The sequence below is a fragment of the Mycolicibacter longobardus genome, from assembly GCF_002102265.1.
GTDB classification, from domain to species: domain Bacteria; phylum Actinomycetota; class Actinomycetes; order Mycobacteriales; family Mycobacteriaceae; genus Mycobacterium; species Mycobacterium longobardum.
The window spans coordinates 319320-338666 of record NZ_LQPG01000007.1 but is presented as its reverse complement, the minus strand read 5'-3'; the positions used below and the strand labels follow the sequence as shown (position 1 = coordinate 338666).

Sequence of the window (19347 nt, the reverse complement as noted above, 5' to 3'; positions counted from 1 at the left end):
CCTGTGTGCTAGGCCTGGACCAGGACGTCGTTGCCGACCACCCGGACCGGATAGGTGCGGATGCTCCACTCGGGTTTGACCGCGGTGGTGCCGGTGGCGAGCTCGAAACCCCATTGATGCCAGGGGCAGTAGATGTACTCCAGGTCCCGGACCATGGCGGCGTCACCCGGGGCGTTCTCGTCGACCACGGTGCGGCCCCGAAGCCGTCCGGCGCACAGCGGCCCGCCCTGGTGGGGGCAGAAGTTCGCGATCGCGTAGAACGTCCCGTTGATGTTGTACACACCGACGCCGTGATGTCCGATCGGCACGAGTTTATGTGTGCCGGGCGGAATCTCGTCGACAGTGGCAACGATGTGCTCGCGGCCCTGGGCTAGCCGGGGGCGCTGTTCGTCATGGCTCATCTAGAACACCCGCACCTGTCCCTCAAGGGCCGGGACCGTGTCGGGCAGGTGGTAGGTCGCCAAGCCGTTGCGGAACATCACCGCTTCGCGGGCGGCCTTGGGCAGGTGCTTGACCAGCCAGCGCGGGTCGTCGAACGTCCAGTGCGGGTAGTCGGAGGAGTACAGCAGAATCTTGTCGCACTCCATCCATTCCAGGACCCGAGTCAGCTCGGTCTTGTCTTCGGGGTAGTCCAGCGGCTGGGTGGTGAACTTGATGTGGTCTTTGACGTATTCGCTGGGCTTGCGCTTGATGTCCAGCCACGACTTGCGCGCCTCGTAGATGGCGTCCATCCGCCACATCAGCGGCAGGATCCAGGTGAACGCGTGCTCGACCAGCACGATGCGCAGGGTCGGGAACCGGTCGAAGACCCCGTCGAAGACCAGGCTCATCACCTGGTTGGCGGCCAGCAGTGAGTAGGTGACCATGAAGTCGTGGTTGTAGCTGGGCAGTCCGACCGGCGGCATCGGCAGTTCTTCGTGGTGGCTGCGGGACAGGTGGCAGCTGACGGTGATGTCGTGCTTGGTGGCCGCCGCCCAGATCGGGTCGTATTTGGGGTCACCCCATGACGGACGGGGTTCGGCTTTGATCAGGACCTGCGCCATGTAGGGGTGGCCGGCCCACTTCTCGACCTCGGCGGCCGCGCCGAACGGATCCTCGATCGCCGCGCAGATCGATCCGCGCCAGCGCTGATGCCAGTTGTTCTTGGCATCCAGCCAGTGATTGACCTGCCAATCGTTGAGTGCGGACGACATCGCCTGCTGCGCTTCGGGAATACGCGCGGGATACGCGCCGGGCTCCAGGATCACGAAGTCCGACCCGGCATCCATGATGAGCTGCTTGAAGGCCAGATCCGGGTCGCTGCCCGGGAATTCGCCGTCGGCGGGAAACGCGTCGACCCGCATCGCGTAGGCGTGCGCATAGTCGGGAGCGTCGTAGTAGATCAGCTCACCGACCCGGCGGGGCAGGAAGTACTTGCTGCGCCACGGCTCCGGAAGGTATTGGACCAGTTCGCCGCGTCTCGGCACCGGATGAACGTCGGAGTCGACGCACCGCACGGCGACCCGCTCGGCGGCCGGCTTGCGCTCGGTGGCTGTCACAGACATCGTGATCTCCCTTGATCCCAGCTGTTCTCTAGTGTGCGCCTACGCGGGCCGGAACGGCAGGCACTTCTATGCCGTAGAGCTCACTGGCGTTGAGCCAGCACAACTTGTCGCGTTGTTCGGCGCTGAATGCGCTCGGTACTTTCAGTTCGTTGCGCTGCCAGTGCGGGTAGCTGGACCCGTACATCACCATGTCCTCTTTGCCGGTGAACCCGAACCATTCACCGGCGAAGTCGGTGTCGCCGGGGCCGTCCATCTCACCCTGCACGAAGAACACGTGCCCGGGCAGATAGTCGCTGGGCATCTCCGGTGCCCACGGCGTCTGCTCCAGGTGCGGCCGGCCGAAGCAGTCCATCCGCCAGATGAACGGGGTCAGCAGGTCCGCGGCGCCGTCAGACCAGACGAACTTCAGCCCCGGCATCCGCTCGAAGACGCCCTCGGCGATCATGTTCATCAGGTGATAGATGTAGTTGCACGCCATGAAACTGACGTACTGCTCGTAGGTGCGGGTATTGCCCGACGGCGTCGGGGCGGCAGCGATGCCGGTGCCGACCTCGATGTGCGCGGCCACCGGCAGACCGGCGTCGACGGCGGCCTCCCACAGCGGCCAGAACTGCGGCTTGCCGAACAGCTCCCGGGATTGCAGTGGAATCCCGATCTGCACCATCCGGGGGTGCTTCTTCCACCGGTCGATCTCGCGCAGCGCGCCGGCGATGTCGTCGGGGTTGACCCTGATGGTGCCGCGGAAGCGCTCGCCGTGCTCGGCGTGGTCCAGCCAGCGTGACACCAGGATCTCGTTGTGCGCCGCGGCGATCGCCGACCCCAGATGCCTGTCCGGCATGACGCCGCGGGTCATCGGGTGCAGTACCGCGACGTCGACACCGCGTTCGGCGAACAGGTGCTGGGCCACCACGTCGGGGTCCGAGCCCGGATACCCGCGCTGCGGGCCCTCGGTGCCGGGCGCGTACTCGCCGCCCGGCGCCCCGTACCAGTCCATCTCGTAGTCGGGGAAACCGCGGCTCTTGAACGGCTCCCGCAGGAAGCTGCGCAGGTCTTTGTTGGATGCCGCGAAGATGTGCACGCTGGCGTCGATGACGGGCGTGTGGGTGCCGTCCGGGTGTTCGATCATCAACGTTGTCCTTCGCAGTGTCGCCCGCCGGGCGCGGTGGGCAGTCGCCGGGAAACCGAGCCCCGCCAGACCATTGTATAGCTGTATTCTTGGCTTGCAAGAATTTGATTCTCACTATTGGTCCGGTCGGTCGACGGCACCTGACGTGGGGTCGGGTCGCCCAGGTCCGCGCCGGGCTGCGGCAGCAAGGTATCTCAGACCGAGATCGTTACATTCGCTAGCGAGAATGTTATTCTCGACCGGCGCCCAGAGGAGATGACTGCGATGCTGTTGGAGTTCGACGAGGATCAGCGACTGTGGCAGGGCACGGTTCGCGACGTGGTGGGCAAACAGTGCTCGCCGTCGCTGGTGCGCAGTGTTGCCGAGGATGGGGTCGACATCGGCCCGCTGTGGAAGGTCTATGTCGACCTGGGCTGGACCGAGCTGCATGAGCCCGAAACCGCGGTGGAGCTGGCGATCGTTCTCGAAGAACTGGGCCGCGCCACCGACCCCACCCCGTTCCTGGCCACCATGACTCAGTTCGCGCCGCTGGTCGGTGAGCTTCATCGCCCGGACGGTTCGACCGGGGCGGCGGTGTTCAGCGGGGTGACCGCCCATCGCAATGCGGCCGGCTGGGTGCTGGAGGGGACGGCCGTGGGCGTGTTGGACGGCGATCGGGCCGATCGGTTGGCGGTGGTCACCGATGCAGGGGTGTTCGTGGTCGACTCCGGCGCGGTGACGACCCGCAAGGCCGCGGTGTTCGACCCGACGCTGCACGTGGCCGACGTGTCCTTCGCCGGAGTCGAGGTACCCGACACCGCCCGGATCCGGGTCGACATCGACCGGGCCCGCCATGTCGCGCTGAGCGGAATGGCGATGACGATGGTGGGAGCCTGCCAGCGCATCCTGGATCTGGCGCTCGAGCATGTGCGCAGCCGTCAGCAGTTCGGCGTCCCGATCGGGTCGTTCCAGGCCGTCCAGCACAAAGCGGCGGACATGCACGTGGCGATCGAACGTGCCCGGGCACTGGCCTATTTCGCGGCATTGACGATCGCGGCCGACGACCCGCGGCGGCGGATGGCGGCCGCCATGGCCAAGGCCGCCGCCGGGGAATGCCAGTCGCTCGTCTTCCGGCACGGACTGCAGCTTTTCGGCGCGATGGGATTCACCTGGGAGAACGACCTGCAGTTCGCGCTGAAGCGGGCCAAGGCCGGTGAGCTGATGCTGGGTGGTGCCGCGCAACACCGAGCCGCCATCGCCGAGGAGTATCTTGCAGCTCACATTTGACGCGCACGTCGAGGAGTTCCGCGCCGAGTTCGGGGCCTTCCTCGACGCCAACCTGCCCGCCGAGGCCGACACCTGCGAGCGCCCACGCTCGGTGTCGCACATGCCGGAGTGGGCGCGGCGCTGGCAGCGACTGCTGTTCGACAACGGCTGGCTGCTGCCGGGCAACCCGCCCGAGTTCGGCGGCCGCAACGCCACCCTGCTGCAGCAGTTCGTGCACCTGGAGGAGTTGTGCCGGCGCCGGATCTATCACAGTTTCAATCCACAGGGTGTGAATATCATTGCGGCATCGTTGCTTTCGTTCGGCAGCGACGAGCAGAAGCAGCGCTGGGCGGTGCCGATTCTGCGCGCCGAGATCACCGCATCGCTGGGGATGAGCGAGCCGAGCGCAGGCTCTGATCTGGCATCGCTGCGCACCAGGGCGGATCGCGACGGAGATGACTTCATCGTCAACGGCCAGAAGGTGTGGACCTCGGGCGCTCACGACGCCGACGTGCTGCTGACGTTCGTGCGCACCGATCCCGACGCGCCCAAGCACAAAGGCATCAGCGTGCTGCTGATCCCCACCGACACCCCCGGGGTGGTGTGCCGTCCGTTCCCCACCGTCTGCGGGATCGACGACAAAGACTTCAACGAGGTGTTCTTCACCGATGTGCGGGTACCGGGGGAGAACCTGGTAGGCCCGCTGAACGGCGGCTGGCGGGTGGCCAACGGATCACTGGGCCACGAACGCACCATGATGTGGCTGGGTTTCGCCGACCGGCTGGACAACATCATCGCCGACTTCCACCCCGACGGCGCACTGGAGCGCGACCGATTCGCCACGGCGGTCATGGACTATCAGGCGTTGCGCCTGCTGGGGTCCAGGGCGCTGGCGCGGGCCGCGCGCGGCGAGGAGGACGTGGCGGCGCTGTCGGTGCTCAAGCTACTGGGGTCGGAGGCCGAGATGTTCGCCTCCGGTCACGCGCTGGACGCCGCCGGGGCGGGTGGGCTTGTGCACCCGGCAAACTCGGGGCCGTACGCGCCGATGAACCTCGACAGCTACTTCGCCAGCTGGTTCGAGCGGCATGCCCGCAGCTTCTCGGGCACCATCGCCGGGGGCACCTCGGAGATCCACCGCAACATCATCGCCCAGCAGGTGCTGGGACTGCCCCGCGCTTAGCGCGAGCAGACACACAATCGCACCCCGCGAAGCGATTCTGTGTCTGCTCGCGCAGGGGGTTCAGTCGATGACGACGGTCTCCTTGCGTTCGGTGATCGGGCGCGCGCACTCCTGCTCGTCGCAGATCCGCTGTAGCTTCTCCAGCGTCTCGTCCAGTCCCGGCCCGAGTCGCTTGCCGGGGGTAAAGGTGGCCGGCAGGTTCCGCATGCCCTGGATGACACCGATGGTGTCGTAGTGCACGGTCCCGTCGGGGTCGCACTGGTAGTCGGGCATCCGATCGAGCACGGCGGTCAGCATCGACTTGAAGACGGTGCGCGCCACGTTGGAGCCGATACAGCGGTGGACCCCCAGGCCGAAACTGAAGTGCCGGTTGCCTTTACGGTCCATGATGAGCCGGTTGGGCTCGGAGAAGATCGAGGGGTCCCGGTTCGCCATCGCCCAGGACAGCCAGAGCCGCTCGAACTGCTTGAACTGCTGCCCCTCGACCTCGACATCCTCGGAGAACGTCCGGCCGTCGCCCGGCGCGGGCGTGAAGAACCGGAGGAACTCCTCGGTCGCCGGGTCCAACAGAGTTTCGCGTTCGTTGCTGAGCCGGGTGCGCTCGGACGGGTGCTGGCCGAGCCATTCCAGCGCGTGCGCGGTCAGCGCCGTGGTGGTGTCGAAACCGCCGCCGATCACCAGGCCCAGGTTGCCCAGGATCTCGATGTCCGGCGCCGGCTCACCGTCGATGCGCAACTGCAGCATGGCGTTGACCAGGCCGGGGCGCGGGTTCTCCCGGATCTCCATCATGTTGTTGATGATGTCGATGCCCATTTCGCGGTGCTGCTCGTTGATCTTCTCGCGATCGGGCGAGTGCTCGGGGGTGTACACCGATGCGTGCGTGGGCTCGCTGTAGACGTTCCACTTCTTGAGTTCGATACCCATCATGGCGAGGGTGAACACCGCGGGGACCACGTTGGCCAGGTCCTCGACGAAGTCGATCCGGCCCGACTCGATGTGCTCATCGATTGCCGCGCGGGTGATCTCGTCCACGAACGGCACCCACCGCTTGATCGCGGCGGGGGACAGGTACGGGTTCAACGCACCGCGGTAGGCGCTGTGCTCGGGCTCGTCCATCTCCAGGATGCCGCCACGCACCACCGTCGCACGGCTTGCTTTGGGGATGGTGATGCCCTGGAACGGTGTTTCGCCGCTGATGTCGTGATGATTCGAGACGGCGGGGCAGCGGGCCAGTTCGAAGACGTGCTTGCTGTCGGCGGCCACCCAGTGCCCGTTGTAGGTGGGACTCCACGCCATCGGGCACTTGGCGTGCATCTCGCTGGTGATCTCGTCGAAGTGTTCGCGGTACTCCGGGGTGTGGCGATCGAAGTAGAAGACGTTCTTCTTACGGTCGTCTGCTGAGTCGTCCTGGCCGGTCGCGGCCGGGGAATCATTGACGGTCAAGGAATCCTCCCTACTCATTCCTCGATGAGGATGGCTTGTTCGGGGCAGGAGTGTGCGGCCTCGCGCACGGCGTCCTGCTGATCGGCCGGAACCACTTCCGACACCGGTGACGAGGTGCCGTCGATGTCGTTGAGCACGAAGGAATCAGGCGCGATCATCGCGCACAGCGTGTGCCCCTGGCAACGCTGTCCGTCAACGGAGACCTTCATGTTCTCGTTCCTTTCCAGTCGATTTCGGCGATCTCGATGACATCAGACGTGGTAGTCGTACCACTTGAGATATCCGCCGGCATCGACCCGCAACTGCATGCCGGTGACGTACCGGGCCTCCTCGGAGGCGAGCCAGAGCACCGCGTTGGAGATGTCCTCGGGTTCGATGAACGGCACCTTCATCGCCTGCTGCACGTAGAAGACCGGTTCGGCGTCGGCGCGGGTCGGGTGTTCCAGGTCAGGCCGGAAGGAGCGGTACATCGGCTCGCTCTGCAACATGTCGGTGTTGCAGTTCGTCGGGTGAATGACGTTGGCGCGGATGCCGCGTACCGCCAGTTCCGTCGCGAGGTCGTGTACGTACTGCGCGATCAACCGCTTGGAGGTCATGTAGGCCATTCCGCCCGGGTCGCCGCCCGGGTTGGCCTTCTGGTGGGCGTCCATCAACGCGGCGGCCGACGAGGTGGCGATGATCGACGCCCCCTCGGACAGGTGCGGCAGGGCGACCTGAATGCCGTTGATGGTGCCAACCAGGTTGGTGTTGATGACGTCGATCCACGCCTGCAGCGGCGGGTTGCCCTTCATCCCGGCCACCCCGGCCTGGGCGACGACGATGTCGAGCTTGCCGAACTCGGCCAGCCCGGCATCCAGCGCGGTCTTGAGCGCCGCGGCGTCGCGCACATCGGCCTGGGCGGTGACGATGCCGCGTCCGGTCTTCTCGACCAGCTTGGCGGTCTCCTCGAGATCCTCCGGCCGGGCCATCGGGTAGCCGATCGTCTCGATGTCCTGACACAGGTCGACGGCGATGATGTCGGCGCCCTCCTCGGCAAGCCGCAGCGCGTGGCTGCGGCCCTGCCCGCGGGCTGCTCCCGTGATGAATGCGACCTTTCCGGCAACGCGTCCCACAGCTGTTCCTTTCGTTGGTGTCTGTGCCCGCCTCGTTGGTGAGATGTCAGGTGTTCCGGCCGCCGTTGACGCCCAGGATCTGTCCGGTGATGTAGCCGGCCTCCTCGGACGCCAGGAACGCGCACGCCGCCGCGATGTCTTCGGGCCTGCCCATGCGGCGCACCGGGGTGCGGGCGATGTTGTCCTCGAGGTCGCCGAGAAATCCGTGGCTCGCGGCGTTGCGCAGCATGGGGGTGTCGATGAATCCCGGCGGCACCGCATTGACGGTGATTCCGTTCGGCCCGTATTCCAGCGCCAGAGTCTTGGTGAGCCCGTTGACGGCGGACTTGGCGGCAACGTAGTGCGCCATATAAGGAGTGCCGGAATGCGTGCTCGACGAAGAGATGTTGACGATGCGGCCCCAGCCGGCTGCCAGCATGTCGGGCAGCACCGCCTGGATGGTGTGGAAGACGCCGTTGAGGTTGACGTCGATGACGCGCTGCCAGTCGGCGAAGCTGATGTGGCTGAACTTCTTGAAGCCGTCCAGCCCGGCGGCGTTGACCAGGATGGTGACCGGTCCCAGCTGTTCGCGGATCTGCGTCAGGGCGGCGTCGATCTGGCCGCGGTCGGTGACGTCGGCGGCGAAGGCCGATTCTTCAGCGTCCTGAGGCTTGAGGTCGATGATGGCGACCCGGTGACCGTCGGCGCGCAGTCGATTCACCACGGCCGCGCCGATGCCCGAGGCGCCCCCGGTCACGACAGCAGTCCTCGCGAGGCCCGTCTCGGTCACAAAGAATCTCCTTTCCAAGGTGTGAGAATCGTACTCTCGCACGTCTGTTTCTGGCAAGGCGCCGATGGACCACCTCCCAGCAGCGAAAACGCCGCAGCGCCACGGACTCCCGTCGTAGAACCGCAGGCCGCGAGGGTTTCTCCCGCCCTTGAGTTCTCACATATGAGATGTATGATTCGCCGCAGATGAGAATCTAGTTACCCCGCCGGGAGGCTTGGATGAGTTCGCAGGACACGGCAGAGACCATCACCGATGGCCTACGCGGAGCGACGGCCACCGAGGAGGTTCCTGCCCGGCGACTGCTGATCAACGGCGAACTGGTGGACGCGGACCGAACGTACGCGTCGCTCAACCCGGCCACCGGAGAAGTCCTGGGCCAGGCCCCGGAGGCCACTGTCGAGCAGGCGACCGCGGCGGTGGCGGCGGCGCGGCAGGCCTTCGACGCAACCGATTGGCCCACCAACACCGCCCTGCGCATCCGCTGCCTGGATCAGCTGCATCGTGCGCTGGTCGAGCACCGCGACGAACTCGCCGCCCTCACCATCGCCGAAGTCGGCGCCACCCCGGCGTTGACCCAGGGTGCCCAGTTGGACCAGCCGATCGCGATCGTGCGCTACTACGCCGATCTGCTCAAGGACTATCCGATGACCGAAGACCTCGGCAACATCGAAAGCCGGGGCATGCTGCACCACCGCTGGGTGGAGAAGGAAGCCGCCGGCGTTGTCGCGGCCATCATCGCCTACAACTACCCCAACCAGCTGGCGCTGGCAAAGCTGGCGCCAGCGCTGGCCGCCGGCTGCACCATCGTGCTCAAGGCAGCGCCCGACACCCCGCTGGTGACACTGGCACTCGGTGAACTGATCGCGAACCACACCGACATCCCGGCCGGGGTGGTCAACGTGCTCAGCTCGTCGGACCCCGCGGTGGGCGCGGCGCTGACCACCGACGCGGGCGTCGACATGGTCACCTTCACCGGGTCCACCCCGACGGGCCGGGCGATCATGGCCGCCGCCAGCGGGACACTCAAGCGGGTCTTCCTGGAACTCGGCGGCAAGTCCGCGGCCATCATCCTCGACGACGCCGACTTCAACATGGCCGCGATTTTCGCCTCGTTCTCGATGGTCACCCACGCCGGCCAGGGCTGTGCCCTGACGTCGCGGCTGCTGGTTCCCAAGAGTCACCACGACGAGATCGTCGAACTGATCAAGACCAACTTCTCCCACGTGCGCTACGGCGACCCGACCGATCCCAAGACCTACATGGGTCCGCTGATCAGCGCCAAGCAGCGCGACAAGGTCGACGGCATGGTCAAACGAGCCGTCGCCGCTGGGGCCAATCTGGTGACCGGCGGCGAGAAGGTCGATCCCGGCTTCTTCTACACCCCGACGCTGTTGACCAACGTCGACCCGGACAGCGAGATCGCCCAGGAGGAGGTCTTCGGGCCGGTGCTGACGGTGATCGGCTACGACGACGACGACGATGCGGTGCGGATCGCCAACAACTCGATCTACGGGCTCTCCGGTGCGGTCTTCGGCAGCCAGGACCGGGCGGTGGCGCTGGCCCGCCGGATCCGGACCGGAACGTTCTCGATCAACGGCGGCAACTACTTCAGCCCGGACGCGCCGTTCGGGGGATACAAACAGTCCGGCATCGGCCGTGAGATGGGCGTCGCCGGACTGGAGGAGTTCCTGGAGAGCAAGACCTTCGCCGTGCCGTTCACCGGAGACAATGCATGAGGCCGCTCGAAGGCATTCGCGTGCTGGAAGTCGCGATGTACGGGTTCGTCCCCTCGGCCGGTGCGGTGCTGGCCGAGTGGGGTGCGGAGGTCATCAAGGTCGAACACGCGGTGACCGGTGACCCGCAGCGGGGGCTGCGGCAGACCGGCATGCTGCGGGTCGAGGGCGACCCGAATCCCAATATCGAACACGCCAACCGCGGCAAGCGCAGCATCGGCTTGGACATGTCGGTGGCCGAAGGCCGGGACGTGCTCTATGAGCTGGCCCGCCGTGCTGATGTGTTCCTGACGAGTTTCCTTCCCGCACACCGGCAGAAGTTCGGCATCGATGTCGACGACATCCGGGCGATCAACCCGGACATCGTCTACGCGCGCGGCAGCGCGCTGGGTCCGCGTGGCGCGGAATCCGAAAAGGGCGGCTACGACATGACCGCGTTCTGGTGTCGTGCCGGCACCGCTGCCACCATCACCCCGCCCGGGATGGCGGGCATGGTCGGCCCGCCGGGACCGGCCTACGGCGACACCATCTCCGGTACCAACCTGGCCGGCGGGATCGCGGCGGCGCTGCTGAAGCGGGAGCGCACCGGCGAACCCTCGGTCGTGGACGTCTCGCTGCTGGGCAGCGGGCTGTGGGCGATGGGGCACACCGTCGCGGTCACCACCCACCTGGGTCAGCGGCTGGAGGCATTCCCGCCGGGCGTGCACGGCTCGCCGATCAACCCGCTGGTGGGCTTGTACCCGACCACCGACGGTCGCTACATCTCGCTGGTGATGATGCAGCCCACCAAGTTCTGGGCCGATGTGTGCCGGCACATGGAACTCGACGACCTGATCGAGGACCCGCGGTTCGCCACCGTCGAGGACATCGCCGCCAACACTCCCGCGGCGGTGGAACTGCTCACCGCGGCGATGGCCCAGCGCACGCTGGCCGAGTGGAGCGAGCGGTTCGCCACCCTGTCCGGGCCGTGGGCGCCGGTGCAGGACACCCTGCAGGCGGCCCGCGATGCTCAGGTCCGGGCCAACGAATACCTGGTCGCCGCAGGTGAACTCGAGTTGGTCGCCAACCCGGTGCAGTTCGACGTGACCGCTCCGGCGACCGGGCCGGCCCCCGGCTTTGCCGAACAGACCGACGAGATCCTGACCGAACTCGGCTTGGACTGGGACCGCATCATCGAACTCAAGACCGTCGGCGCGGTCACCTAGGCCATCGGGAAGCAGCAGGGAGATCTCGATGCCGTACATCAAAGGCCGCCCACCGGGGGGCACCGGTATGGCACAGTGCGTAGAACTCTTCGAGCAGTTGCGCGGTGCAGCGGTCAATCAGGTCAACGGCGCCCGGATCGGCTTGGCGCACAACATCGGGGGTCCGACTGCGGTGTCGGCGGTAACCATCGTGGAAGGGGGCGGCAGTCGTGGGCGTAGCGCTGTGTCGAACCGCTGTTCGTCGGGAGCGATGACGTCGGTGTCGGCGTCGAGGTGACGGGACAACCGTAGTGGTGCTGGGGGCGACGGCAGATCCACCGTTGGGACGCGACCGCGCCCAACGGTCCTCCGCCGCGCCCCGGCATCGGCCCGCCGGTGTCAGACGGCGGCAGCCGGCATATCTGCGGCCGCTGCTCGGGCTGGCGACGGTGGTGATCATCGCCGCGCTGATCGCGTTGCCGATCGGCCTGTTCCGCGGCAGCTTCACCCGCACGGTGCCGGTCACGGTGGTGTCCCAGCGGGCCGGCCTGGTGATGTACCCCGATGCCAAGGTCAAGATGCGCGGCGTGCAGGTCGGCAAGGTCGGCGATATCGAGCCCCGGCCGGACGGCACCGCCGTACTGCATCTGCAGCTGGACCCGGGACAGCTGCAGCGGATCCCGGCCAACGTCATCGCCAACATCGCCTCGACGACGGTTTTCGGCGCCAAGTCCGTCGAGTTGGTGGCGCCGCCGGAGCCGTCGGTGGCCAGGATGCACGCCGGTCAGGTGCTGACCGGTGAACACGTCACCATCGAGATCAACACCGTGTTCCAACAACTCGTCCGGGTTCTGGACAAGATCGACCCGAAGAAACTCAACGAAACCCTCGGCGCCGTCTCGACGGCCTTCAACGGCCGGGGTCACAAGATCGGGCAGGCGCTCACCGACTTCGACAGGCTGCTGGCCGAGATCGAGCCGAGCCTGAACACCCTCGAGCACGAGGCTGCCACCATGGCGCCGGTGTTTCGGTCCTACGCCGACGCGGCACCGGACCTCACCGCCACGATCGAGCACGCCACCACAATGAGCGAGAGCATCGTCGAGGAGCGCGAGAGCCTGGACACCTTCCTGCTCAGCGCCATCGGTCTTGCCGATACCGGCAACGAAGTGCTGGGAGACAACCGGCAGGGTCTGACCGACCTGACACGGGTACTGGAGCCGACCTCGCAGTTGTTGGACAAATACCACGAGCAGCTCGGCTGCTCGATCGGTGGTCTGGTGCCGTTCGCGAAGTCACCGCCCATGCCGGTTCCCGGCATCGTCATCACGGCCAGCTTCACCCTCGGCAAGGAACGCTATCGATACCCCGACCACCTGCCGAAAGTGGCGGCCACCGCCGAGCGCTCCTACTGCGCGGACCTGGGCCTGCCCGACGTGCCGCCGGAGTTCCGGGTGCCCGCACTGGTCGCCGACGTCGGGGCCAACCCGTATGAGTACGGCAACCAGGGCATCCTGCTGAACTCCGACGGCCTCAAGGAGGCGTTGTTCGGGCCCATCGGGGGACCGCCGCGCAACAGCGCCCAGGTGGGGATGCCGGGATGACACGCTCATTGGGGACCGTGCTCAAGTTCGGCACCTTCGCCGTGGTGATGCTGCTGGCGACGGCGTTCCTGTTCGCGATCTTCGGGGAGGTGCGGACCGGTCCGACCGTCGGCTACAGCGCCGTGTTCTCCGACGCCTCGCGGCTGAAGTCCGGGGACAGCGTGCGGGTCGCCGGGGTGCGGGTGGGAACAGTCGGCGGCGTCGCCCTGCGGCCAGACGGCACCGTGCTGGTGAAGTTCAACGCCGACCGGGCCGTCGCGCTGACCACCGGCACTCAGGCCGCGGTGCGCTACCTCAACCTGGTCGGCGACCGCTATCTGGAGCTGGTGGACGGACCGGGCTCGACCCGCCTGTTGCCGGCCGGCTCCCAGATCCCGGTCGAAAGGACTGCTCCCGCACTGGATCTGGACCTTCTGCTCAACGGCCTCAAACCGGTGATCCGCGGGCTGAACCCGCAGGATGTCAATGCGCTCACCGCGTCGCTCATCCAGATCATGCAGGGCCAGGGCGGCACCATCGACTCGCTGATGTCGCAGACGTCGTCGTTCTCGAACTCGTTGGCCGACAACAGCCAGGTGATCGAGTCCCTGATCGACGAGCTGCGCACCGTGCTGGCCACCTTGACCAGCGGCGACAAGCGGTTGTCCGGTGCGATCGACCGGCTGAACAAGCTGGTCGGAGGACTGGCGGCCGACCGTGATCCGATCGGGACCGCCGTGACGGCCCTGGACCGCGGGACGGCTTCGATGGCCGACCTGCTCAGCAGGGCGCGCGATCCGCTGACCGACACCATCACCCAGGTCAACCGGTTGACGAAGGCGATCAATGCCGACCAGGCCGGCCTGGACATGTCGCTGCAGAAGGCACCGGAGAACTACCGCAAGGCCATTCGGCTGGGATCCTACGGCGGATTCATCCAGTACTACCTCTGCGCCGTCCAGGTTCGGGTAAGTGACACCCAGGGCCGCACCGCGGTGTTCCCCTGGATCAAATCGGAGGAGGGCCGATGCAGCGATACCGAATGACCGTCGCCCGGCCCGGTGCCGCGCACGGAAGACGTGGTGGGCACTGATGCTCAGATACCGCGGAAACCACCTGTTCCGGATGGGCTTCATCGGCGCCGTCGTCACCGCGTTCATCGTCGCGATCGGGCTGCAACCCGAACAACTGATCGCGTGGGCCACCTCGGTGCGCTATCAGGCGCGGTTCACCGAAGCCGGTGGCCTGGGCACCGGCGACCACGTCACGCTGTCGGGGATCAAGGTCGGCGCGGTCACCGATGTCGCACTCGACAACGGTGACGCCCTGGTGACGTTCACGATGGCCGGCAAATACCCACTGGGATCGCAGACCACCGCGCACATCCGCACCGGCTCTCTGCTCGGCGAGCGGGTGTTGACGGTGGAGCCGGCGGGCAGCGGCAAGATGCGTCCGCTCGACGTCATCCCGGTCACTCGCACGTCGTCGCCGTATTCGCTGACCGACGTGGTTGGTGAGCTGACCTCCAACACCGCGGGTACCGACACCGAATCCCTGAACCGATCGCTGGATACCCTCTCGGACACCATCGATCAGATCGCTCCGCAGTTGGGCCCGACGTTCGACGGCCTCAGCCGGATGTCGCGGGCGCTCAACAGCCGCAACGAAGGCCTTGCCGACCTGCTCAAGTCGGCTGCTGACGTGACCGGGGTGCTCTCCGAACGCAGCCAGCAGATCAACTCGCTGATCCTGGACGCCGACAGCCTCGTCGAGGTGCTCAACTCCCGCCGGCAGGCGATCGTCAACCTGCTCGTCAGCACGTCGGCGGTGTCCCGGCAATTGAGCGAACTCGTCGCCCAGAACAACGAACAGCTCAAACCGACGCTGGACGAGATCCGCTCGCTGAACAAGATCCTGGAGAAGAATCGGGACAACATCGCCAGGGCGCTGCCCGGCCTGGCGAAATATGAACTCACCCAGGGTGAGGCGGTGTCCAACGGCTCGTTCTACAGCGCCTATGTCCCGAACCTGCTGCTGCCGCAGCTGTTCCAGCCCTTCCTGGACTACATCTTCGGCTTCCGGCGCGGCGTCGATGCCGGTCAGCCGCCGGACAATGCCGGCCCGCGTGCCGAACTTCCGTTCCCGGTCAACGGGATTCCGCAACCAGGAGATCTGCCGCCGCGATGAAGACTGGAAAACCACTGCGGATCACAGCCGGCGCACTGCTGGCCGTGCTGCTGCTCGCGGGTGTGGTACTTCTGATCGGCCGAACGGTGCTGAAGCCGACCAGGATCACCGCGTATTTCTCCACTGCGACCGCGATCTACGCCGGCGACGAGGTCCGGGTGTCCGGGGTGAAGGTCGGCACCATCGACCGTATAGAGCCGCACGGCAGCCAGGCCAAGCTCACGCTGCGGGTCGATCACAAGGTGCCGATACCGGCGGATGCGAAGGCCGTCATCGTTGCCCCCAACCTGGTGGCCGCCCGGTTCGTTCAGTTGACCCCGGCGTATCACCACGGTGACGGGCCAACCCTGGCCGACGGCGCGGTGATCCCGCGGGAGCGCACCGCAGTCCCGGTCGAGTGGGACGAGGTGAAAACCCAACTGAACCGGCTGGCAACCGAACTGGGCCCGCGCAGCGGCATATCGGGGACGTCGGCGTCCCGGTTCATCGAAAGCACCGCCAACGCCATGGACGGCAACGGCGCCAAGCTGCGGGAGACCTTGGCGCAACTGTCCGGGGTGGCCAGGATCTTCGCCGAGGGCAGCGGCAACATCGTCGACATCATCGAGGGCATGCAGACCTTCGTGACCGCCCTGCGTCAGAGCGATCAGCAGATCGTGGTCTTCGAATCCCGGCTCGCGACGCTGACCAGCGTGGTCAACGACAGCCGGAACAGTCTGGACGCGGCCCTGAACGACTTCTCGGGTGCGATCGACAAGGTGAGGGATTTCGTGGCGGGAAGTCGTGCCGAGACCGTCGACGCGGTGAGGGGGCTCGTCAATGTCACTCAGACGCTGGCGGAGGCCAAGAACGCGATTCGCAACATCCTGCACGTCACGCCGAACGCCATAGCCAACACGCTCAACATGTACAACGTGTCGAGTGGGACGCCGGTCGGTTCGTTCGCCTTCGTCAACTTCTCCAACCCGGTCCAGGCGATCTGCGCGATGATCGGCGGCATAGGCAACACCACGTCGGCGGAGACCGGCAAGCTGTGCTCGCAGTATCTGGGGCCGGCCATGCGGCTGCTGAACTTCAACGGGTTGCCGTTTCCGGTACACCCGTATCTGACCAAGGCGGCCAGCCCGGACAAGCTCATCTACACCGACCCCGCGTTGATGCCCAATTCCGGGAACCAACCCGCTCGGCCGGTGGAACAGGAGCCGTCGATTTCGGCCTACACCGGACTTCATGGCGATGTCCCGCCCCCACCGGGATGGGAGAACCCGCCACTTCCGCGGGGCTCCCTGGCTCCTGACGGCCTTCCCGCTGCGGCGACACCTCCCCTGCTACCCGGAGCGCCGCCGCCGAGCCCCACCACCTTCGACGGGATGATGCTGCCGGCCGGCCCGCCGCCGGGCCCACTGCCGGGTCCGCTGCCGGCGGAAGGGACACCGTCGCCATGATCGGTCTGAACTCGCTACGACACTCGCTGAGACGCGGCCTGGCGCTCGGCTGTCTGGTCGCCTGCACCGCGACCGGCTGCGCCTTCGGCGGGCTGAACTCGATACCGCTGCCGGGTGTCGAGGGCCACGGGGCGGGCGCCCAACACTTCACCGTCGAAGTGGCCAATGTCGGGACACTGGAATCCAATTCGCCGGTGCTGCTGTCTGACGTCGTGGTCGGCAGCGTCGGCAAGATGACCGTCAGCAACTGGCACGCCAACGTCGACATCGCCGTCAACCCCGACGTCGAGATCCCCGCCAACGCCGTGGCAACCGTGGGCCAGACCAGCCTGCTGGGCTCGATGCACCTGGCGCTCAATCCGCCGGTGGGGGAGCCCCCGATGGGGCGCCTGGCGCCCGGGGCCACCATCCCGCTGGGCGAGTCCTCGACCTATCCGTCGACCGAGCAGACCCTGTCGTCGCTGGCGGTGCTGGTCAACGGCGGCGGACTCGGTCAGATCGGCGACATCATCCACAACTTCAGTGCCACGATGTCGGGCCGCGAAAGCGATATCCGTGACCTGATCGTCCGGTTGGACCACTTCACCGCGGCGCTCGAGAGGCAGCGGGACAACATCGTCGCCTCAATCCAGGAAATGAACCGGGTGGCCAACACCTTCGCCGGGCAGCGCGACACCATCGATCGTGCCCTGAACAAGATCCCGCCCGCCATCGACGTCTTGATCAAGGAGCGACCCAAGTTCACCACCGCGTTGACCAAACTGGGGCAGTTCGGCGACCTCTCGGCCGGTCTGGTCGACGACGCGGGTAGTCAACTGGTCTCCGATCTCATCCACTTGGAACCGGCCCTGGAGTCGCTGGCCGACATCGGACCGGACCTCAACGCGGCGGTGGCCTACGCCACGGCTTTCCCGTACGGGCCCAACGCCATCGAGCGCGCCGTCAGGGGAGACTTCCTGAACCTGTTCGCCATCTTCGACCTCACCAAACCACGGCTCAAGCGGGCCCTGTTCGCCGGCACCCAGTGGGGTGACGAAGACACGAAACTGGTTCCGGCGCCCGGCGATCCGTGGTACCTGAACTATTCCTACGATCCACTGCGGGAACCGATCCTGCAGTCATCGGGACAGGCCGGTCCGCCGGGTCCCCCCGGCCCGCCGGCACCGCCCGCGGCACCGGCGCCGGAAGGTGGTGGCTGAGTATGCTGACCCGTTTCGTGCGCATGCAGCTGATCATCTTCACGATCGCCTCGGTGGTCGGGGTGGGGATGATGCTGTTCAACTACATGCGCGTTCCCGACCTGTTCGGGATCGGCCGGCTGACGGTCAAACTGGATCTGCCGGAGGCCGGTGGGCTCTACCGGTTCTCCAATGTCACCTACAACGGGGTGCAGATCGGCATGGTCACCGACGTCGCCCTGACCAACAATGGGGTGCGAGCCACGTTGTCGCTGGATCGATCGCCTCGAATCCCGGCGGATCTGCGGGCCGCGGTACGCAGTGTTTCGGCGATCGGCGAGCAGTATGTCGACCTGCTGCCCCGCAGCGACGGGGCGCCGTACCTGGAGAACGGCTCGGTGATCGCGGCCTCGAACGCCGAGGTGCCCCAACCAGTCGGTCCGATGCTCGACCAGGTGAGCGAGCTGGTGGACAGCATTCCCAAGGAGCGGCTCGGCAATCTGCTTGACGAAACCTACCTGGCCTTCAACGGTGCCGGCTACGACTTCCAGTCGCTACTGGACTCCGCGGCCACGATCAGCGGTGATGCCAACCGAACCTCGGAGCGGCTGCGCATGCTGATCGACCACGGCGCACCGTTGCTCGACTCCCAGTACCAGAGCACCGATTCGATCCGGACTTTCGCGCGCAGCATGGCCGGGATCACCGAACAGGTCGCCGTCAACGACCCTCAACTGCGCGCCATTCTGCAGCGCGGCCCCGGCTTCGCCGATGAAGTCGCCGGTCTGATGCAGGATCTCAAGCCGACGCTGCCGATCCTGCTGGCGAACATGAACACCGTCGGCCAGGTACTGATGACCTACAACCCGTCGATCGAACAGTTGATGGTTCTGCTGCCGGGATACATTGCGGCCCAGCAGTCCTTCGGCCTGCCGAAGAACAACGCGACCGGAATGCCGCAGGGTGACTTCACCCTCACCTTCGGTGACCCGAACGCCTGCACAGTGGGATTCCTGCCTCCGTCGGCGTGGCGGTCGCCGGCAGACACGACCACGATCGACACCCCGGACGGGCTGTACTGCAAACTGCCACAGGACTCGCCCATATCCGTGCGTGGAGCCCGCAACTTCCCGTGTATCGAGCACCCGGGCAAGCGCGCGCCGACGGTCGAACTCTGCGACGACCCGAAGGGGTTCGTCCCGCTCGCGATGCGGCAGCACCTCACCGGGCCGGGCCCGCTGGATCCGAACCTGCTCAAGCAGGGCATCCCCGTCGACGACCGAGTGGATTTCAGTGACCGGCTCTTCGCGCCGACCGGGGGCACCCCGTTGCCGCCGGGAGCCGTACGGTCGGGCACGCCGCCCGATGCGCCCCGACCGGTTGTGCCTGCTCCGCCGCAAGTCCCGGCCCCGCCGCAAGCCCCCGCTCCGCCACCGGCGCCGCCGGGAGTGGCGCCTTCCGGGTATGCCGCCGACGGTGGGGGACCCTCGGTCGCGCTACTGCCCTATGACCCGAACACCGGCAAGTACATGACCCCCGGCGGGCGATACGAGCAGCAGACGAACCTGGTGCCCGGTGCCGTGCCCAGGTCGTGGACCGACCTGATGCCGACCTGAGG

General features: G+C 66.6%; 17 protein-coding genes and 1 pseudogene. 11 read left to right on the top strand and 7 right to left on the bottom strand.

Annotated features, from left to right (window positions below; genetic code table 11):
- Nucleotides 1-8: 8 nt before the first annotated feature.
- The 3 genes from AWC16_RS02550 to AWC16_RS02540 are packed head-to-tail and all read right to left on the bottom strand — an operon-like array spanning nt 9 to nt 2670.
- Nucleotides 9-401 carry a Rieske (2Fe-2S) protein gene (locus tag AWC16_RS02550; RefSeq protein WP_085263230.1) on the bottom strand — a complete coding sequence of 131 codons (393 nt, stop codon included), beginning with the start codon at nt 399-401 and terminating at the stop codon, nt 9-11.
- A complete protein-coding gene (locus tag AWC16_RS02545) occupies nt 402-1544 on the bottom strand; it encodes an amidohydrolase family protein (RefSeq protein WP_085263229.1) in 1143 nt (380 codons plus the stop codon).
- Nucleotides 1545-1572: 28 nt separating this feature from the next.
- Nucleotides 1573-2670, bottom strand: a complete 1098-nt coding sequence (locus tag AWC16_RS02540) for an amidohydrolase family protein (protein WP_085263228.1) — start codon at nt 2668-2670, stop codon at nt 1573-1575.
- Nucleotides 2671-2934: 264 nt separating this feature from the next.
- Here AWC16_RS02540 and AWC16_RS02535 point away from each other — a divergent pair, with 264 nt between their 5' ends.
- Together AWC16_RS02535 and AWC16_RS02530 are read left to right on the top strand one after the other, a co-directional pair.
- Nucleotides 2935-3936, top strand: a complete 1002-nt coding sequence (locus tag AWC16_RS02535; protein WP_085263285.1) for an acyl-CoA dehydrogenase family protein — start codon at nt 2935-2937, stop codon at nt 3934-3936.
- Complete coding sequence (locus AWC16_RS02530) at nt 3920-5095, top strand: acyl-CoA dehydrogenase family protein (protein WP_085263227.1); 1176 nt, start codon at nt 3920-3922, stop codon at nt 5093-5095. The genes AWC16_RS02535 and AWC16_RS02530 overlap by 17 nt, the downstream gene beginning before the upstream one ends.
- Before the next feature lie 60 nt (nt 5096-5155).
- Here the strand turns inward: AWC16_RS02530 and AWC16_RS02525 are convergent, their stop codons facing one another.
- Genes AWC16_RS02525 through AWC16_RS02510 form a run of 4 tightly spaced genes read right to left on the bottom strand, consistent with a single transcriptional unit; the run spans nt 5156 to nt 8419 of the window.
- Nucleotides 5156-6538, bottom strand: a complete 1383-nt coding sequence (locus AWC16_RS02525) for a cytochrome P450 (protein ID WP_234812086.1) — start codon at nt 6536-6538, stop codon at nt 5156-5158.
- Nucleotides 6539-6552: 14 nt separating this feature from the next.
- Nucleotides 6553-6747: a ferredoxin gene (locus AWC16_RS02520; RefSeq protein ID WP_024440885.1), complete on the bottom strand. Its 195-nt coding sequence runs from the start codon at nt 6745-6747 to the stop codon at nt 6553-6555.
- Between the two features lie 42 nt (nt 6748-6789).
- Nucleotides 6790-7650 carry a mycofactocin-coupled SDR family oxidoreductase gene (locus AWC16_RS02515; RefSeq protein ID WP_085263225.1) on the bottom strand — a complete coding sequence of 287 codons (861 nt, stop codon included), beginning with the start codon at nt 7648-7650 and terminating at the stop codon, nt 6790-6792.
- Nucleotides 7651-7696: 46 nt separating this feature from the next.
- Nucleotides 7697-8419 (bottom strand): SDR family NAD(P)-dependent oxidoreductase, encoded by a 723-nt coding sequence (locus AWC16_RS02510; RefSeq protein WP_085263224.1) that lies wholly within the window; start codon nt 8417-8419, stop codon nt 7697-7699.
- A 218-nt stretch (nt 8420-8637) separates the two neighbouring features.
- Between AWC16_RS02510 and AWC16_RS02505 the strand changes: the two genes are divergently transcribed.
- The 9 genes and pseudogenes from AWC16_RS02505 (at nt 8638) to AWC16_RS02465 (ending at nt 19345) form a co-directional block, all read left to right on the top strand.
- On the top strand, nt 8638-10155 hold the full coding sequence (locus tag AWC16_RS02505; RefSeq protein WP_085263223.1) for an aldehyde dehydrogenase family protein: 1518 nt from the start codon (nt 8638-8640) through the stop codon (nt 10153-10155).
- A complete protein-coding gene (locus AWC16_RS02500) occupies nt 10152-11357 on the top strand; it encodes a CaiB/BaiF CoA transferase family protein (RefSeq protein WP_085263222.1) in 1206 nt (401 codons plus the stop codon). Before AWC16_RS02505 ends, AWC16_RS02500 begins: the two co-directional genes overlap by 4 nt.
- 40 nt (nt 11358-11397) lie before the next feature.
- Nucleotides 11398-11562, top strand: a pseudogene (locus tag AWC16_RS02495) (thiolase C-terminal domain-containing protein); the annotation flags it as partial.
- A gap of 85 nt (nt 11563-11647) precedes the next feature.
- Nucleotides 11648-12940 carry an MCE family protein gene (locus AWC16_RS02490; RefSeq protein ID WP_085263221.1) on the top strand — a complete coding sequence of 431 codons (1293 nt, stop codon included), beginning with the start codon at nt 11648-11650 and terminating at the stop codon, nt 12938-12940.
- The gene (locus AWC16_RS02485; protein WP_085263220.1) at nt 12937-13965 is read left to right on the top strand and encodes an MCE family protein; all 1029 of its coding nucleotides are present in this window, start codon (nt 12937-12939) and stop codon (nt 13963-13965) included. Before AWC16_RS02490 ends, AWC16_RS02485 begins: the two co-directional genes overlap by 4 nt.
- A gap of 46 nt (nt 13966-14011) precedes the next feature.
- Nucleotides 14012-15106 (top strand): MCE family protein, encoded by a 1095-nt coding sequence (locus AWC16_RS02480; RefSeq protein ID WP_085263219.1) that lies wholly within the window; start codon nt 14012-14014, stop codon nt 15104-15106.
- Nucleotides 15103-16551, top strand: a complete 1449-nt coding sequence (locus AWC16_RS02475; protein WP_085263218.1) for an MCE family protein — start codon at nt 15103-15105, stop codon at nt 16549-16551. The genes AWC16_RS02480 and AWC16_RS02475 overlap by 4 nt, the downstream gene beginning before the upstream one ends.
- Complete coding sequence (locus tag AWC16_RS02470; protein WP_085263217.1) at nt 16548-17750, top strand: MCE family protein; 1203 nt, start codon at nt 16548-16550, stop codon at nt 17748-17750. The genes AWC16_RS02475 and AWC16_RS02470 overlap by 4 nt, the downstream gene beginning before the upstream one ends.
- A 2-nt stretch (nt 17751-17752) precedes the next feature.
- Nucleotides 17753-19345, top strand: a complete 1593-nt coding sequence (locus tag AWC16_RS02465) for an MCE family protein (RefSeq protein WP_085263216.1) — start codon at nt 17753-17755, stop codon at nt 19343-19345.
- Nucleotides 19346-19347 lie beyond the last annotated feature (2 nt).

Bases quoted from the DNA above. Each gene is read 5' to 3' on its own strand.
- AWC16_RS02535 (WP_085263285.1), top strand. From the start codon at position 2,935: ATGCTGTTGGAGTTCGACGAGGATCAGCGACTGTGGCAGGGCACGGTT.
- AWC16_RS02475 (WP_085263218.1), top strand. From the start codon at position 15,103: ATGAAGACTGGAAAACCACTGCGGATCACAGCCGGCGCACTGCTGGCC.
- AWC16_RS02500 (WP_085263222.1), top strand. From the start codon at position 10,152: ATGAGGCCGCTCGAAGGCATTCGCGTGCTGGAAGTCGCGATGTACGGG.
- AWC16_RS02505 (WP_085263223.1), top strand. From the start codon at position 8,638: ATGAGTTCGCAGGACACGGCAGAGACCATCACCGATGGCCTACGCGGA.
- AWC16_RS02520 (WP_024440885.1), bottom strand. From the start codon at position 6,747: ATGAAGGTCTCCGTTGACGGACAGCGTTGCCAGGGGCACACGCTGTGC.
- AWC16_RS02465 (WP_085263216.1), top strand. From the start codon at position 17,753: ATGCTGACCCGTTTCGTGCGCATGCAGCTGATCATCTTCACGATCGCC.
- AWC16_RS02540 (WP_085263228.1), bottom strand. From the start codon at position 2,670: ATGATCGAACACCCGGACGGCACCCACACGCCCGTCATCGACGCCAGC.
- AWC16_RS02550 (WP_085263230.1), bottom strand. From the start codon at position 401: ATGAGCCATGACGAACAGCGCCCCCGGCTAGCCCAGGGCCGCGAGCAC.
- AWC16_RS02480 (WP_085263219.1), top strand. From the start codon at position 14,012: ATGCTCAGATACCGCGGAAACCACCTGTTCCGGATGGGCTTCATCGGC.
- AWC16_RS02470 (WP_085263217.1), top strand. From the start codon at position 16,548: ATGATCGGTCTGAACTCGCTACGACACTCGCTGAGACGCGGCCTGGCG.
- AWC16_RS02545 (WP_085263229.1), bottom strand. From the start codon at position 1,544: ATGTCTGTGACAGCCACCGAGCGCAAGCCGGCCGCCGAGCGGGTCGCC.
- AWC16_RS02485 (WP_085263220.1), top strand. From the start codon at position 12,937: ATGACACGCTCATTGGGGACCGTGCTCAAGTTCGGCACCTTCGCCGTG.